The organism is Enterococcus sp. DIV0170 (assembly GCF_051710765.1).
Lineage (GTDB): Bacteria > Bacillota > Bacilli > Lactobacillales > Enterococcaceae > Enterococcus_A > Enterococcus_A raffinosus.
Genome location: NZ_JBIOLG010000001.1, coordinates 2,040,572 through 2,055,310 on the forward strand (window position 1 = coordinate 2,040,572; position 14,739 = coordinate 2,055,310).

Here is a 14,739-nt window from a genome sequence, read left to right on the forward strand (position 1 = left end):
TCTCTCCATCCATTACAAGTATTATACGTCATTTTCAGTATAAAGTCAGTCTTTGAAAGTTATTCAATTACTCCTATCTATTTTTACTAATTTGTGAATAGAACTTAAAAAATCATATTCCTTTGGAACCAATGGCGTGTAAAACTCACTGATCACGCTACCTCCTGTATCGACATAGCCACGACCTTTGATTCGCTTCATAAAGAAATTTTTATCAACTTCACCAAACATCATGGAATATCCAAGATCACTCATTCGACCCAAAGCGACACGAAAATTGAACTGATCACGAATCCCGTCTCCCAGATATTTTGCATCAGGTCTTTGACAAGCAAGAACTAAAAAGAAACCTGATTGTCGGCCTAACATGACAATTTGCTTGAGTTTATTTAAAATCACGGCACTCTCTTTTGTCGTTAACATTTCCATATAAGCCACATATTCATCAAAAATCAAGAAATTTGGCGCAAGTCCTAGATACGCATAATTCTCTCCTGTTTTGTAGTTTGGCATTTCTTTCATCGCCGTACTACGAGCCATCATACGTTCATAAAAATTCGCCACGCAAGTAGAAATCTCCTCCTTCTGATAATAAACGTGGGGCATTACGGTAGTTAAATCCGCCAAATCTGCATTTTTCGGATCGAGGACAAACAATTCCGCATCAGATTTTAGTAGAGCTTGAATAATCGTTAATAAAAAATAGGTTTTCCCACCGCCCGTACCGCCAGCTATTAACATATGGGGCAATGAATCATACGCCCATACTTGGTTTTTCATCAATCGCAAACTGCCGTTTTCTGCTACGACTTCCTCAATTCCAATCCGATTGGCGATCATATCATAGAGCAACGTATATTCGACATAAGAATCTTTCAACTCCTTTTCTACTAGCTCACAGTACAATCCACTTTCCAACTTTTTTTCCAACTTCAAGAGCTGATCCTGATACTTGCCTAGCGAGATTTGAACAAAAATTGAAAGTAGACCGTCCTTCATTCGATAATAGATTTTGGGAAAGTAACTGATTGTCTCTTTAGTTCGATTGCTATTGAGGTCTTTGAAAAAACCTTCCTGCTGCGATTGTTTCACTTCATACCAGTGATTTTCTAAAATCATTCGCGCCAGCTTTTGTCGATGCCACAGGCTCCGCCAATGATTGGGAAAAAAATGAATATAAAGTAATATCATACTCCCTGATAGTGCCATACTTGCAAGTATAAAAATCAAATCCCAGATGGACCAAGACCTTTCTATTCTTAGTAACGATAACTTTGTAAAATCAAGACTCAGAAGTTCATCGAGATAAAAGATACTCAGCCAACCTAAAAATAGGATTATCAGCCATCCAAGAACAAAGTGATAAATTAGATTTTGATCTCCTGCACGTATACGGTGTCCTTTGTAATACACTTTTTCTTCACCTCCAAAAAAAGACCCAAAGAAGTTTAATTGGGCCGCTTTCCACTATTTTCTTTAATTATTTACCTTGGCGGGAAACTGTTTAGTTTGGATGAGTTGTTGCAAAAATCCTTCAATCACAGTGGGCATTTCCATTCCCAGTGTTTCTATCACTGATTCCGCTTCCCGACAAAGACGTTCATCTACTTCCACCACTATATAGAAAGAGCCAGCTTCGTCTAACCAATCTAGGACGTCCAACTCATCCACATTTTCTTCCGTTTCAAAAAATTCCGGATGCATAAGGAGAAACATCTTTTCATCTACTGTCAGTGCTTCATTAACTTGTTCACTCGTCAACTCCCCCTTTCCATACTGATCCAAGCAGTCTAAAATATGTTCGACATTGATTTCCATTTTCTTCACCTATTTCTTTCCCTCATTTTTAACATCAGAATTACCTTGATTGATTTGACGTTTCAATACCAAATCATCTGCTTTAATAAACCAATTAACTGTCGTTCCTTCACGGAAAACATAATTCGCAACAGTATCCACGACTGGGTTTACTAATTCGATCTCAGTGTCATAGCCAAACTCTCGTAAAGGTACATTCGCCGGAATGCTCACTTGAATCATTCGACCTTGAGCAGATGATTTCAAATTATACGTCCGCTCTTTTACCTCATTACTAACCGTCCCATCTTCATTTTGCTTGCGTACTTCTCGACGCAGTGCTGAAAAACGCAACTTGCCAAACGTTAATTCTGAATCTACGACAATACCTTCTGCTAATCTCATATTCTCTTCCCCCTATGCTTTCACTAAATCATCGACATACAATACATAATCCGTAAAACCTCGGTTTTCGATTTCATAACCATTGGCAACTAAGTGAGGATTGACTGCTTTTAACGGTTGATCTTGGTCAAAATCTTTTTCACCGGCCTCTGCTGCTACCACTACCTCAATATCATCGGCGCGTTGTTTACTAGAATATAAATGGTAACTACGTCCAATTACAGAAGTGTTTCGACCATACCCTTCTGTGAGAATTCTTCCTTCCCCACCATAAGTTATTTTTCCAAAAGTCTCTGTCATATCTGGCACGACAAATTTTAATTCCATTATTTTTCCTCTTTTCATTTTTAGTTTTGGATACAAAAATAGCACGACCACTATAATCTGGAGGTGGTCGCGCACATTGCTTCATATAGTTAAATTTTTTCATTCAATCATTCTTAATTTCGACGATTCCAGAAGTAGTAACCAGCCGTTACAAAAATCAAAGTAAAGCCGATAAACAATAAAAGGGTGGAATTCTTTTCACCAGTTTTAGGGAATTCTTTCACTGTTGAATCTCCTGGTATCGTAGATGCTTTGGGTTGTTCTGGTGTACTAGGAATTGTTGGAACCTCTATTGGTGATAGTGTTTGCGATTTTTCTGACAAGTCTTCATTATGCTTGCCATTGATAGTTCCATCTTTATCGTAATTAATTTCCGTAAAAGTAAACTTGGTGCCTTCAGGATACTTGCCGGTATCTACTTTTTCAGCAAGCACAGTTCTGGTGAATTCTTTGTCATTCACTTCATAATCAATCTTGCCAGATTTCCAAATTTCTTTGTTTGTTCCATCTGGAAGTAAAGCATACAGGATTGTTTCAAAAGCTTCTTTTGATCCGTCTAGTACATCATGAGTAATGGAAACATCATCAAACATATCCACTACATCCCCATGAGTGAAGGTTTGTGAACCATCCTCTAAGTGAGCCTTGGTTTGAATTGATACATGACGTTCAACCGTACAATTCACCGTTTGGGCTTGATTATTCAAGCTGGCATCTTCGGCAACTGGTTCATCGCCGGCATCATAGGACTTTTTGTCTTCATATACATAATTGAATAAGACGATTGTTTTGTCCAAAACTTGTTCAGCCGTCAGTTTATGAAGTATCTCCCAAGTGCCAGCTTTTTCTTTATTGGATAACGCAGCAGTTGTTTCAGCAATCACAACTGGTTTCGCCTTTTCATCTTTTTCTTGTGCTTCTTTCGTTGCCTGAACGTCAATCGCCTGGGACACCACATACCAATCTTTTCTAATTTCATGCAGGTTGTAGCTCAATTTATCAATTAACTCAGTAGAATCTAAATTAGCTAATTCTTTGTTGCCATCTTTCCAAGTTGCGAGGGAAGTCAAACTATCTTCTTCCTCAGGCAAATCATAGAGCATCAACCGATTCAAGCTAACAGAAAAATCATTATTGGTTAATTTCTCATAAGGAACCGTTACAGTCTTAATCGGATGTTTTTGACCTTGTTCCGTAATGGTAAAGATATACTCGCTTTTGTCATAGTTTTCTTTATTTTCCTTGAAATTAGAACAAATTTCTAAAGGCTGAATCTTCTGAAATCCTTCTGGCGCCTTAACCTCTTCCAATAAATAGTCACCATAAGGAATGTTTTCAAACTTGCCGTATCCATTAAATCCCAATTGTTCATTGTAACCTGTCGTTGCCTCATCTTCAGCGCCGGTAATTTCATTGGTTCCTTCCAACGGTATTAATTTGAAAGTCAAATCATTAAACCCGGTTCCGGCAGTTCCAGCAGCAGATCCAGCAAACTTGAAGAAATCAAAACCAAAGCGGATTACTTGTTCCTTCGCTGTGACATCGCACGTAATCACCGCATTTCCCTCGTTGTCATCAACTTTTTTTATTGAGACAGGATATTTTGTTTCATCCAAAGTATAGCCTTCGGGTGCTTTCGTTTCTTGCCAATAATACTCATTGAGGGCCAAATGCTTAACCGCCACTTGATTGTTTTCATCTAGCGTTAGAGTGACTCTTTCCTCAGAAGCTTTCGTTCCTGTTACTAACTCTGGTTTAAACGCATCCGCCCATTTGACGGCTTGACCATCTTTTTCAGTAAACAAAGTGTATTCTGCACCTGTAAATTCTGCTTTTCCTTGAGTCTTATCCCCAGTATCTTTATCTTCCTTCGTCAAAGTCGTTTCGCCAGTAATTTCTTGGTTTTTACCTTCGACATGACTGGTAACAAGTGCTACAGTTTGGTTGGCATATTTCAATTCAACTTTTACTGGTTTAAAGGTGTTCACAAAACCATTACTAGCCTTTGTTTCTGTCACATAATACGTGCCCAATTCCAATGCGTCAGAAATATCTTTTGGTGTTTCCGCATGCCCTTTTTCATCGGTAGTAATTTCTTGAACGATTTCACCAGTCGGGCTACCTTTACGAATGGCAAAGGTATTGCCCGCTAGGGAATAATTCTCACTCCAAAGATTATCTCCCGTTTCTACCCCAGTCTTATCCAAAATAATTTGACCTTTTTCACGCGTATTTTTAGAAGTCACTGAAATGGTTTCGCCAGCCTTTATCGTTGCGGTCATTGGTGTAGTATCAATCGTATAAGGTGCTGGGACTGATTTTTCAGTAATCGTTACTTTTGTATCATGTGGAATCCCATCAATGTCAGCAAGCCCATCTTTATCGGTAGTAACATCTTTTTCGGGAAGAACTTTCCCAAAATCTAAATGGAATACTGTCCCTGGAACAACATTACCAGATTCCTTGTCAACCTTTTTAATTTTCAGTGAACCCTTTGTTTCAACATCAATTTTAATAGTATAAGTGTTGGGCTTATCAATTGCCCCTGCCATTACAGTTTGACTCCCAAATTTTTTATAAGTGACAGGTGTTCCATTATCTGCGGTTTTTTTTAGTGTCAGCACTCCTTGTTTTGAATTTACATTTGGTGTAATCACCAGTCGATTGCCATTAACATGATAATCAACATTTGCCGTATTTTGGATTACTTCATCAAATTCAAACAAGTTCACTCCTTCCGTATCAGTCACAGTAGTCGATTGGCCTAACACCGTTTTCAACGTAGAATTATGGAAACTTGGTTTTTTTTGATACTCTTCAATTACTCGATTGATTTTGGACTCAATCTCAGCAATGTTTATCGAACTACCATCCGGTCTTTTGATTGAATTTAGAGTATAACCATTAACTTCTTCCCAAATCATTTTTTGTGCAACTATATTGGTATCCATATCAGTCCCTGCGTATTTCCAAAGAACGGAAACCAATTTTGCTTTTTCTGGCATAGATGGTAAGGGATTTTTCTCATAACCAGGTGTAACCTCTGTAGGAATTTTAACTCCTGGTTCAATACAAAATACTGTTTGCTTTTTACCATCATATTCTGCATATAATGTTGTTGTTACTTCTGAAAGTATACTTCCATCACTAAATTTTCCGTTTACTTCATAAAGCTTATTCATGTCATAGGTGATTGTCACTTCTTGCGGATAGTCAAATTCGCTCGCAAAAGCATTCGTTGGTACTATTGAACCCCCGATTGTTTGACACAGTACTCCTAGAATAGCAAACAAGCGCCAATTTCTAAATCTAGTTCTTTTCATAGAATGAGTCTCCTTTCATTTTTGGGTAATAAAAAAAGACATCCAAATTTTTAATTTTGAATGTCTAGCCCAGAGTATTACTATTCAGTTTTCTTCTTTTTAGATAAGTTGTTTCTCTGCTTATAGATTTTGATTCTTCGATAATCAAACCCTATTTCTGTCATCAACTCTTCCCAATTTTTATTTGTCCTTTTCATAATTGTATCAACTGACGGTAAATTCGAGGATCCTGAAAGTTTTCGGAACTTCGTCATTGATAAATCATCTTGTAACCTTAACCGAATTAGTTCGTTTCTTAATTCTAACAACAACTCAAAATGGGTAAGTAAAGATTCCTCTGTATTCTTTCTAAACAGATGCCTTACATCTCCAAATCTCTTTTTCAATGTACTTAACGAAGGAACGTCTTTCCCTACTGATTTTTTTTCATACATCCGTTGAGAAGTTATCTTCTCAACTTTAATAAAAGTCTCTACTATTTTCAATAAATCTTTTTCTGGTGTTTTAGCCCATTTTCCATATTCAGTATTTTCAATGCCAATACTAGCTAATAATTTTTCCCATGATCCATATTTTTGATTGATAAACCACATGCTTGGAGCAGTATTTGGATTCTCTGATAGTTTTTTCTGATATTGACGACTAGATTTAATTCCGTGTTTTTCAATGAATTCATTAATTACTAAAATAAGTTTTAAGTCACTTATGTTTTTCCAAACAATACGACCATCATCTTGTTTCACAATAAAAGCTCCTAGAATTTATTTAGATAGAAGTCTATCACATCAACTTTTTAGTAGAGAAGTATATGTTTTGGTTTTTTTTTAAAAAGTCGACCTTTTTAGTAACTCGGATTCAAAAGTTGCTAAATTCGGTAAATGTTTTGGTTTTTTCCGTATTACATTTGTCGTCAGACTGACTACTAAATTTTTCCCTATTTTGACGACAGTGATAGTCAAAGTCGGACAATCTAGGACAATTCAGAGGAATTTGAGGAAAAAATGACCCAAAACAGCCAAAATTGGCTTAAAACTGTGATAGAGAAAAAAGAAAAAGCCCTTGATATACAAGGACTTTTCACAGATTTCAGATTTCCAAGGAAGTTTTCCGTGTTTATCTTCTGATTTCTTTGATACGAGCTGCTTTTCCGTGTAATGCACGTAAGTAGTAAAGTTTTGCACGACGCACTTTACCGTAACGAACAACTTCGATTTTAGCAACACGTGGTGTGTGTAGTGGGAAAGTACGTTCCACACCAACACCGTTAGAGATTTTACGTACAGTGTAAGTTTCGCTGATACCAGCTCCACGACGTTTGATTACAACGCCTTCGAATAACTGGATACGTTCGCGAGTTCCTTCGACAACTTTCGCGTGAACACGAACAGTGTCCCCAGGGCGGAATGCTGGGATGTCAGTACGTAATTGTTCTTGAGTTAGTTCTTGAATCAATGGATTCATCTTTATCATTCTCCTTATTCCAAACATTCTTAGGACGGTCGTCCCAGCGGAACATCGTATAATAGATGAGCTTTGCACTCACCAGAACATTCTAACAGAGGAATATCTATCTGTAAAGATAAAATTCTTGTCAGAAGAAATTATTTTTATTGTGCTGTGGGTGTTGATAAGCTGTTACTGAAAAAACATTTTGGTTACAGCAACCGGACAACTAATAGTTACTATAAGCGATACTTGTCGTTTTCAATTTGTAAATTTCTATTTTTCCTCTAAACAAGAAAGCCTTAACTATTTAAGGACTTTCTGAATGTTTATTGTTCTTCCTGTTTTATCTCTGCTAAGAATTTTTCCATCTCTGGTGTTAATTCTACTTTCTCCAGCATGTCTGGTCGACGTAAATAGGTACGACGCAATGATTCCTTCAATTGCCATTCTTCGATCAACCGATGATTGCCATTCATTAAAACTTCAGGTACACCCATCCCTTCAAATTCTGCCGGACGAGTATATTGCGGATGTTCCAGCAAACCAGTGGAATGCGAGTCCGTTTTGGCTGATGTCTGATTGCCTAAAACATCCGGTAATAAGCGAACTGTCGCATCGATCATGACCATTGCGCCCAGCTCACCGCCGGTTAAGACGTAGTCCCCTAACGACACCTCATCCGTCACTAATGAGCGAATCCGTTCATCATAGCCTTCGTAATGTCCACAAATAAACACGAGTTGTTCTTCCTGGGAGAATTCCTCTGCCATTTTTTGATTAAAGGGTTTCCCAGCAGGGTCAAGCAGAATAATCCGTTTTTTTTGATTACCTGTTTCTGCTTCGATTGCTTTCAAGTTTTCGAAAATCGGCTGAACCTTTAGCAGCATTCCAGCTCCTCCGCCATATGGGTAGTCATCTACCTGTTTATGCTTGTTATCTGAGTATTGGCGAAAATCATGAACATTAATTTCCAATAAATCTTTCTCAACAGCTTTTCCGATAATTGACTGGCCTAATGGTTCCTCAATCATTCTAGGAAACAATGTCAATACATCAATTCGCATCGTCCAACAACCCTTCTGGAATTTCCACGTGGACGACCCCTTCAGTTAAATCGATGTCTTTCACGACAGATTCGATGTAAGGAATTAATGCATCCTTTTGACCCTTGCGCTTCACGACCCAAACATCATTCGCACCTGGAGATAAAATCTCCGTGATCTTACCAATTTCTTTTTCATCTTCATCAAGGACAGTCAGCCCAATAATCTCATGATAGTAATATTCATGCTCGTCTAACTCACTTAATTGTTTTTCCGAAATTTTTAGGATTCCATCGCGAAAAGGTTCAACTAGATTGATATTTTCATAGCCTTCAAAGCTCAGTAAATCAAAATTTTTATGTCTGCGATAACTTGAGATCTTCAGCGGAAGGACCTCTTGCTTGTCACGAAACAAGAAAAGCTGTTCCCCGACTTGATAACGTTCCTCCGTAAAATCAGTAGTGGAAATCACACGTACTTCTCCACGAATACCGTGAGTATTGACGATCTTTCCGACTTTATAATAATTTGTCACGAATCTTCCTCTTTCTTTTCATCTATTTTGCCATTGAGACAGCCATCTTCAAGCTGTTCATTGAATCCCCATTCATGATGGTATAAACAGTTTGATTATCTTGCCAAACCACACGATTTGATTGATAATCGCCTGGTGCTACCCGCAAAGAAATCTGCCCAGCATCCTTTGGAACAGGTAAAAAAGCACTTTCCAGGTATTCAACCGTTTGTTTCGCTAATGGTATAGGATCTTCTTGCTCAAGATTATTTGCTTGCACAGCTAAACTCCAATTGCCTTCTTTCCACATAATGAAGCTAGAGCCGGCTCCAGCGCTGCGATAGCCGATAATCTGGTGACCTAAATCCACCTGCTGACCATTTTGATCATAGGTTTGCCCAACTTCATTTCGAGCAGTTTCTTTTGAATCAACGGTTTTACGTTGGAATTGAGCGACGGGTGTTTGTTCGTTAAGAGAAGGATCATTGAATGGTGTATCCTCATTAACAGCATAGTAATTAACCTTTAGCGTTCCCTGCTCTTCAGAAGCAGCGATACCGATTTGTTTTCCTCCACTGATGGTTGCAGGATCAGGGAATTTGTCATTTGGATAATTGGCTTTTAGCTCATCCCATGCTGACATGGCATGATTGCCGTGAGATGAATCGGTTTTTGTCGAACTTGTTTGTGTATTTGAACTAGTCGACGAATTTTTAGTTGAGCTGTCGTTTGTTGAATCAGCTTTTTCTGAAGTAGATGTACTTTTTTTCGAGCTGTTTTTTCCAGTCTCCGTGGTGGTCGATTTTGTCGTACTATCTTTTGAATCATTACTTCCTGAATTACAAGCGGCCAAAACAAACAACGCACTAAACAACAACAAATATTTTTTCATGATGGAACACCTCCACCCATAGTTTACCGTATTTTTAACGAAAAAACACCCGAATCAAACTGACTCGAGTGCTTTACTTTATTTACCATCCACGATGTTAAGCCGAACTTTTTTCGGGCCATTTGTCCGAACGCTGTAGACGATCGTACGGATCGCTTTTGCCACTCGGCCTTGTTTTCCGATAATTCTACCGATATCTTCGGGTGCAACCGTTAAGTTGTACTCTAAGAAATCTTTAGACTCTTCGATCTCTAATTTCACTTCTTCAGGTTTTGTCACCAAAGGGTGGACAATGGTCAACACAAGGTTAGTTAAATCTTGCATAATTGATCACCTTATTTCTTAGCGAATTTAGCGTCGTGGTGTTTTTGCATGATGCCTTCTTTAGAAAGGATGTTACGAACTGTATCAGAAGGTTGTGCACCTTTTTGTAACCAGTTTAAAACATCTTCTTCTTTTAATACGACTTCTGCAGGGTTTTTCAAAGGATTGTAAGTACCCACAGTTTCGATAAAACGTCCATCACGAGGAGAACGAGAATCAGCAACAACGATACGGTAGAAAGGTTTCTTTTTAGAACCCATACGTTTCAAGCGAATTTTAACTGCCATTGTATAACTACACCTCCATATAATTAATCACAAGATGTAGTCTAACACGCTTTGAGTTAGCTGTAAAGAGTTTTTTCTTTACAGCTCTATTTTTCTTTCAAAGCATATCCTTTGCACATTTTACTTATTTTTTGTAAGATACATTCATAGGATAACTTATGTATTGTTATTTCGATTTAGGAGGAATTATTATGACAAAAAAAATTGGTATTTTAGTAGGGAGTCTTCGTAAAGACTCATACAACAAAATCGTTGCAAAACAATTTGCTGAATTATTGCCTGAAGGTTTCGAGGCAAAATTTATTGAGATTGGTGATCTACCATTTTATAATGAAGATCTTGAAGTGGAAGGCTCTGTTCCTGAAGCGTGGACACGTTTAAGAAACGACGTTAATGAAGTAGACGGATTATTCTTTGTAACACCTGAATATAATCGTTCCGTTCCGGCTGCATTGAAAAATGCATTGGACGTTGGTTCTCGTCCAATGGGCAGCAGCGTTTGGGGTGGTAAACCTGGTTTAGTTGTGACGGTATCACCTGGTGGCCCTGGCGGTTTTGGTGCAAACCACGCTTTACGTCAATCATTAGTTTTCTTAGATGTACCTACTTTGCAACAACCTGAAGCCTATATTGGCGGCATCATGAACTTAGTTGATAACGACGGACATATTGCTGACGGTACTGTTGACTTCTTCAAGATGATCACTGACAAATATATTGAGTTTTTCAATAAATTAACTAAATAATTTGGCTCTTCGTCAATGAGTGTTGGTGAAGAAATTCAATAGAATAATCAAGTCATTCACACGGCTAGGCAGCTCTTCTGTCTAGCCGTGTTGTCGTTCTGGTCTTGTTCATTTGGGTGGTTTTCTTGAAATACTTTCCGCGATACAAAAAGATTCGTTCTCGGTAGTTTTGGAAGTTTCTAAAGCCATAGGCCATTCGTTTTAGTACTTTGATATGGTTGTTCAAACATTCCAGTGGCCCGTTGGAATAGGGAACCCGCAACGCGCGTTTGATTTCTGTTTGGTACTTTTTGAAGGTCGTAATCACTGGTTGGTAGTGTTCTGGTAACTCTTTGTAATTTTCCTTTAAAAGCTTCGTGAAATCAGGAACATCTCGTCTTCTGATAGCGGACAGAAAGTGCTGATAGACTTCGTAGCCTTGCTTTAAGGAGTCATCGTAAGACAACAGGCGATCGACGATTTCTGCTTCCGTTAGATGTGCCCGAAAAGAAGGTCGCCAGTAGCGGTGTCTCCCCTTCAATTCCCACGCATTCTTCTGAAGCAGTTTCCAGTATTTCTTTAAATGTTTTGATCGACTGTCGCCCTTTCTAAAGGACTTCATTATCTGAATTCGGTGATTGGTAAATGCTCGGCCAATGTGTTGACTGATATGAAAGCGATCGGCGACGATTCGGGCATTCGGAAAACAATCTTTCACCAATGTACGATAAGGTGTATAGAAATCTGAAACAACCAAGCGTACCTGTTCCCGTACCTTTCTGGGATAACGCAAGAAATAGTCGCGTAAAGGATCGAGTTGACGATTTTCCACAATGTCGATCAGTTGATGGGTTTTGCCATCCATCATGACAAAGCTCATAGCACCCGAGACATTTTTCACTGATTTGAATTCATCAAAACACAACACTTCTGGCAGTGGCTGGTTCAAAGAAATGGTTTTAGGCCGAAGGCTGCGAAGGATCCGAATAACCGTTGTTGGAGAAACGTGTTTCATGCGTGCAATCAAGGACATAGAAAGAGGCTCACTTAATAGTTCGAGAACGGCTTGTTTGACTCTGCGGGCAATGGAGCAGTGACGATCACTAACCGAATCTTCGGCTAAAAAAGTTTTTCCACAGTGTTTACACTTAAAGCGTTGCTTGTTTATCCGCAGAATCGTCTTGTAGTTACTGACGTCATTTAATAGGATAGAGACTTTCTTCCAGCCCCATTTAATGATCGTTTGATCATTTTCATAGCGGCAATGAAAGCATTCCTCTGGTCGATAGGTTAATGTGCCATCAAAAACAAAACAGGTCTCGTCCTTGATTCGCTCTTTGCGAAAGGCATTCTCATGAAAGGTAAGATTTAGGTCTAGAATATCTAGTAACTCTTTGGTAAACTCTGAATAGGACATCTTGAAACACTCCTTTGAATGGTTTTCGTCGACTTTATTCTAAAGGATTTCAAGGTGTCTGTTTGCGTTTATTAAAAAAAAGAAAAAGTGTTGGCAACAGAAGGTGTCACCAACACTAGATATTATAGAGCCAATAATTTTAGCGACAGAGACTGTAGAGATGCCTGACAATTTAAGACATTCTACAGTCTTTTTATTATTTCTTCCCTTCACTTAATTCTGCCTGTGCTATACTTTATTTATTAAAAAAATTGGAGGAAATTAGTTGACTGTAAATATTAGACTCGAAGAAGAAAAAGATTATCGTATTGTTGAAGGAATCACTCGTGATGCATTTTGGAATCTATATCTTCCAGGCGCGGAAGAACATTATGTTGCGCATTCACTTCGCAAGCATCCTGATTTTATTCCTGAATTGACCTTTGTCATTGAACTAGATGGCAACATAATCGGAAGTATTTTTTACAGCCATGCCAAAGTCGTCTCTCCCGAAGGAACAGAATATCCCCTTATTTCTTTTGGGCCTGTTAGTATCAAACCTGACTATCATAGACAAGGTTATGGTAAAATGCTGATTGAACATTCGATCGCTGAAGCAAAACGTTTGGGCTATGATGCGATTGTACTTGGTGGATTCCCTTATCACTATCATCCTTATGGCTTTATTGGTACAAAAAAATACAACATTTCAATGCCTGATGGTAAATTTTATACAGGAATTATGGCGTTGCCCTTGAAAGAAGGCGCTTTAGATAATGTCCATGGTAAAATTATCTTTTCTTCAGGTTTATATCCAAATCCTGAAGGTTTAGCAGCATTTGATAAGACATTTCCAAACAAAGAAAAAAAAGTTTTGCCTTGTCAGGCAAAATTTGAAGCTGCAGCAAGCGAAATTGATGAAAATGAGTATTAAAAAAGCCAGAAATCTGGCTTTTTTTTATTTTTTTAAATGTAGTTGCGCAAATTGCCCGAATTGCTCTGTTTCTAGTAGTTGAAGCTTTTGTTGATTTGATTGGGGTAAAAATAAAGGAACACCCTCACCTAACAAAATCGGTACGATTTGAATCCACCATTCTTCAATTATTCCCGCCTCTATTACTGGTTTTAATAAAGAGCCTCCACCTACTATCCAAACAGTTTTGTCTGCAGGCAGCTCCTTTATAAACTCCACAGGATCTTCGTTAATTAATTGCATCGTGTCATCTACTTGAATCGTTGAGTGAGTGAACAGAAAGTTTTTCTTCTCCGGATAAATTGCTTCTAACTCAGCATCTCGTTTGATTGCTTCATAAGTCCGCCTGCCCATTATCGTGTAATCGATTGTTTGATAAAACGCATCATAGGGAACAAGCTCCCCACCTTCTTGCCCGTACAGCCATTCCAATCGATCCTCTTTATCTGCTAAATACCCATCTAAACTAATTGCTCCATAAAATACTGCTCTAGCCATTATCCCGCCTCTTTCTCCTATTTACCTGACCAAACGTACCAAGCACAACAAATATTTCCCTAGTTATGTTCAAATCAGAAAATATTACTTACTTAGTTCAGTATAGCGAAAACAAGACATTTCGTGATCATTGACGATTCCAACAGCCTGCAAAAAAGCATAGATCGTCGTACTGCCAACAAACTTGAACCCTCGCTTCTTCAAATCCTTCGCAATTTTATCAGATAACTCCGTTTTAGCTGGCACTTCTGAAGATGATTGAATGTGGTTATCCACCACCTGATGATCCGTAAAGCCCCACAAGTAATCGGAAAAGCTTAAGCCCTCAGCCTGCATCTCTAAGATTTTTTGTGCATTGATGATCGCAGCTTCGATTTTTCGACGATTTCGGATAATTCCTGCGTTCTGCATCAATTCTTCAACTTTTTCTTCATCAAACTGTGCGACTTTTTCGATCTCGAACTGTTTATAAGCCTGATCAAAATTGTCCATCTTATTTAAAATGGTCTGCCAACTCAGTCCCGCTTGGTTCATATCTAAAACTAATTTTCGAAAAAGTCGCTGATCATCATACTCTGGAACACCCCAAGTCGTATCATGATAGATTTGCATATTTTCATTACTCCCAGCCCATTGACAACGATACATCTTCACCACTCCTAAATTACAATTTTAAAAAACGAACATACGCTCCCCTTTAGTATATCAGAAATATTGAAAAAATCATTGCTTAAATCAAGTGTACTATGTATACTAGTACACACAAACGACTTTTAAGGTGGTGAAGAG

17 protein-coding genes are annotated in these 14,739 nt (G+C 38.3%); 2 read left to right on the forward strand and 15 right to left on the reverse strand.

The features are described from left to right. Positions 1–63 precede the first annotated feature (63 nt). The 12 genes from IGI50_RS09875 to rpsP all read right to left on the reverse strand — a co-directional run bounded on the left by IGI50_RS09875 (position 64) and on the right by rpsP (position 10,358). Complete coding sequence (locus tag IGI50_RS09875; RefSeq protein WP_161900058.1) at positions 64–1,413, reverse strand: FtsK/SpoIIIE domain-containing protein; 1,350 nt, start codon at positions 1,411–1,413, stop codon at positions 64–66. Positions 1,414–1,476: 63 nt separating this feature from the next. Beyond that, positions 1,477–1,818 carry a type II toxin-antitoxin system RelB/DinJ family antitoxin gene (locus IGI50_RS09880; RefSeq protein WP_161900213.1) on the reverse strand — a complete coding sequence of 114 codons (342 nt, stop codon included), beginning with the start codon at positions 1,816–1,818 and terminating at the stop codon, positions 1,477–1,479. A 9-nt stretch (positions 1,819–1,827) separates the two neighbouring features. Then, a complete protein-coding gene (locus tag IGI50_RS09885) occupies positions 1,828–2,202 on the reverse strand; it encodes a YdcP family protein (protein WP_438776850.1) in 375 nt (124 codons plus the stop codon). Positions 2,203–2,214: 12 nt separating this feature from the next. Then, positions 2,215–2,529 carry a YdcP family protein gene (locus tag IGI50_RS09890; protein WP_161900060.1) on the reverse strand — a complete coding sequence of 105 codons (315 nt, stop codon included), beginning with the start codon at positions 2,527–2,529 and terminating at the stop codon, positions 2,215–2,217. A 113-nt stretch (positions 2,530–2,642) separates the two neighbouring features. Next, on the reverse strand, positions 2,643–5,852 hold the full coding sequence (ecbA, locus tag IGI50_RS09895; protein ID WP_438776851.1) for an MSCRAMM family collagen-binding adhesin EcbA: 3,210 nt from the start codon (positions 5,850–5,852) through the stop codon (positions 2,643–2,645). A gap of 80 nt (positions 5,853–5,932) precedes the next feature. Further along, positions 5,933–6,595 carry a hypothetical protein gene (locus IGI50_RS09900; protein WP_161900062.1) on the reverse strand — a complete coding sequence of 221 codons (663 nt, stop codon included), beginning with the start codon at positions 6,593–6,595 and terminating at the stop codon, positions 5,933–5,935. 370 nt (positions 6,596–6,965) lie between these two features. Beyond that, complete coding sequence (gene rplS / locus IGI50_RS09905; RefSeq protein ID WP_010746105.1) at positions 6,966–7,313, reverse strand: 50S ribosomal protein L19; 348 nt, start codon at positions 7,311–7,313, stop codon at positions 6,966–6,968. A 311-nt stretch (positions 7,314–7,624) separates the two neighbouring features. Next, positions 7,625–8,362, reverse strand: a complete 738-nt coding sequence (gene trmD / locus IGI50_RS09910) for a tRNA (guanosine(37)-N1)-methyltransferase TrmD (protein WP_438776852.1) — start codon at positions 8,360–8,362, stop codon at positions 7,625–7,627. Then, positions 8,352–8,876, reverse strand: a complete 525-nt coding sequence (rimM, locus tag IGI50_RS09915) for a ribosome maturation factor RimM (protein WP_438776853.1) — start codon at positions 8,874–8,876, stop codon at positions 8,352–8,354. Before rimM ends, trmD begins: the two co-directional genes overlap by 11 nt. A 22-nt stretch (positions 8,877–8,898) precedes the next feature. Then, a complete protein-coding gene (locus tag IGI50_RS09920) occupies positions 8,899–9,747 on the reverse strand; it encodes a membrane lipoprotein lipid attachment site-containing protein (protein WP_438776854.1) in 849 nt (282 codons plus the stop codon). A gap of 78 nt (positions 9,748–9,825) precedes the next feature. After that, positions 9,826–10,071: a KH domain-containing protein gene (locus IGI50_RS09925; protein ID WP_010746101.1), complete on the reverse strand. Its 246-nt coding sequence runs from the start codon at positions 10,069–10,071 to the stop codon at positions 9,826–9,828. A gap of 11 nt (positions 10,072–10,082) precedes the next feature. Continuing rightward, positions 10,083–10,358 carry a 30S ribosomal protein S16 gene (rpsP, locus tag IGI50_RS09930; protein WP_010740297.1) on the reverse strand — a complete coding sequence of 92 codons (276 nt, stop codon included), beginning with the start codon at positions 10,356–10,358 and terminating at the stop codon, positions 10,083–10,085. Positions 10,359–10,549: 191 nt separating this feature from the next. On the opposite strand from rpsP, the gene IGI50_RS09935 reads away from it, so the two are divergent. Further along, the gene (locus IGI50_RS09935; RefSeq protein WP_222225547.1) at positions 10,550–11,104 is read left to right on the forward strand and encodes an NADPH-dependent FMN reductase; all 555 of its coding nucleotides are present in this window, start codon (positions 10,550–10,552) and stop codon (positions 11,102–11,104) included. Between the two features lie 64 nt (positions 11,105–11,168). Here IGI50_RS09935 and IGI50_RS09940 read toward each other — a convergent pair whose 3' ends face one another. Continuing rightward, on the reverse strand, positions 11,169–12,500 hold the full coding sequence (locus tag IGI50_RS09940) for an ISL3 family transposase (RefSeq protein WP_218257583.1): 1,332 nt from the start codon (positions 12,498–12,500) through the stop codon (positions 11,169–11,171). A gap of 265 nt (positions 12,501–12,765) precedes the next feature. Here IGI50_RS09940 and IGI50_RS09945 point away from each other — a divergent pair, with 265 nt between their 5' ends. Then, entirely contained in the window at positions 12,766–13,413 is a 648-nt protein-coding gene (locus tag IGI50_RS09945; protein ID WP_438776855.1) for a GNAT family N-acetyltransferase, read from the forward strand. 24 nt (positions 13,414–13,437) lie between these two features. Here IGI50_RS09945 and IGI50_RS09950 read toward each other — a convergent pair whose 3' ends face one another. Together IGI50_RS09950 and IGI50_RS09955 are read right to left on the reverse strand one after the other, a co-directional pair. Next, the gene (locus tag IGI50_RS09950; RefSeq protein ID WP_438776856.1) at positions 13,438–13,950 is read right to left on the reverse strand and encodes a dihydrofolate reductase family protein; all 513 of its coding nucleotides are present in this window, start codon (positions 13,948–13,950) and stop codon (positions 13,438–13,440) included. 84 nt (positions 13,951–14,034) lie between these two features. Continuing rightward, entirely contained in the window at positions 14,035–14,598 is a 564-nt protein-coding gene (locus tag IGI50_RS09955) for a DNA-3-methyladenine glycosylase I (protein ID WP_218255906.1), read from the reverse strand. Positions 14,599–14,739 lie beyond the last annotated feature (141 nt).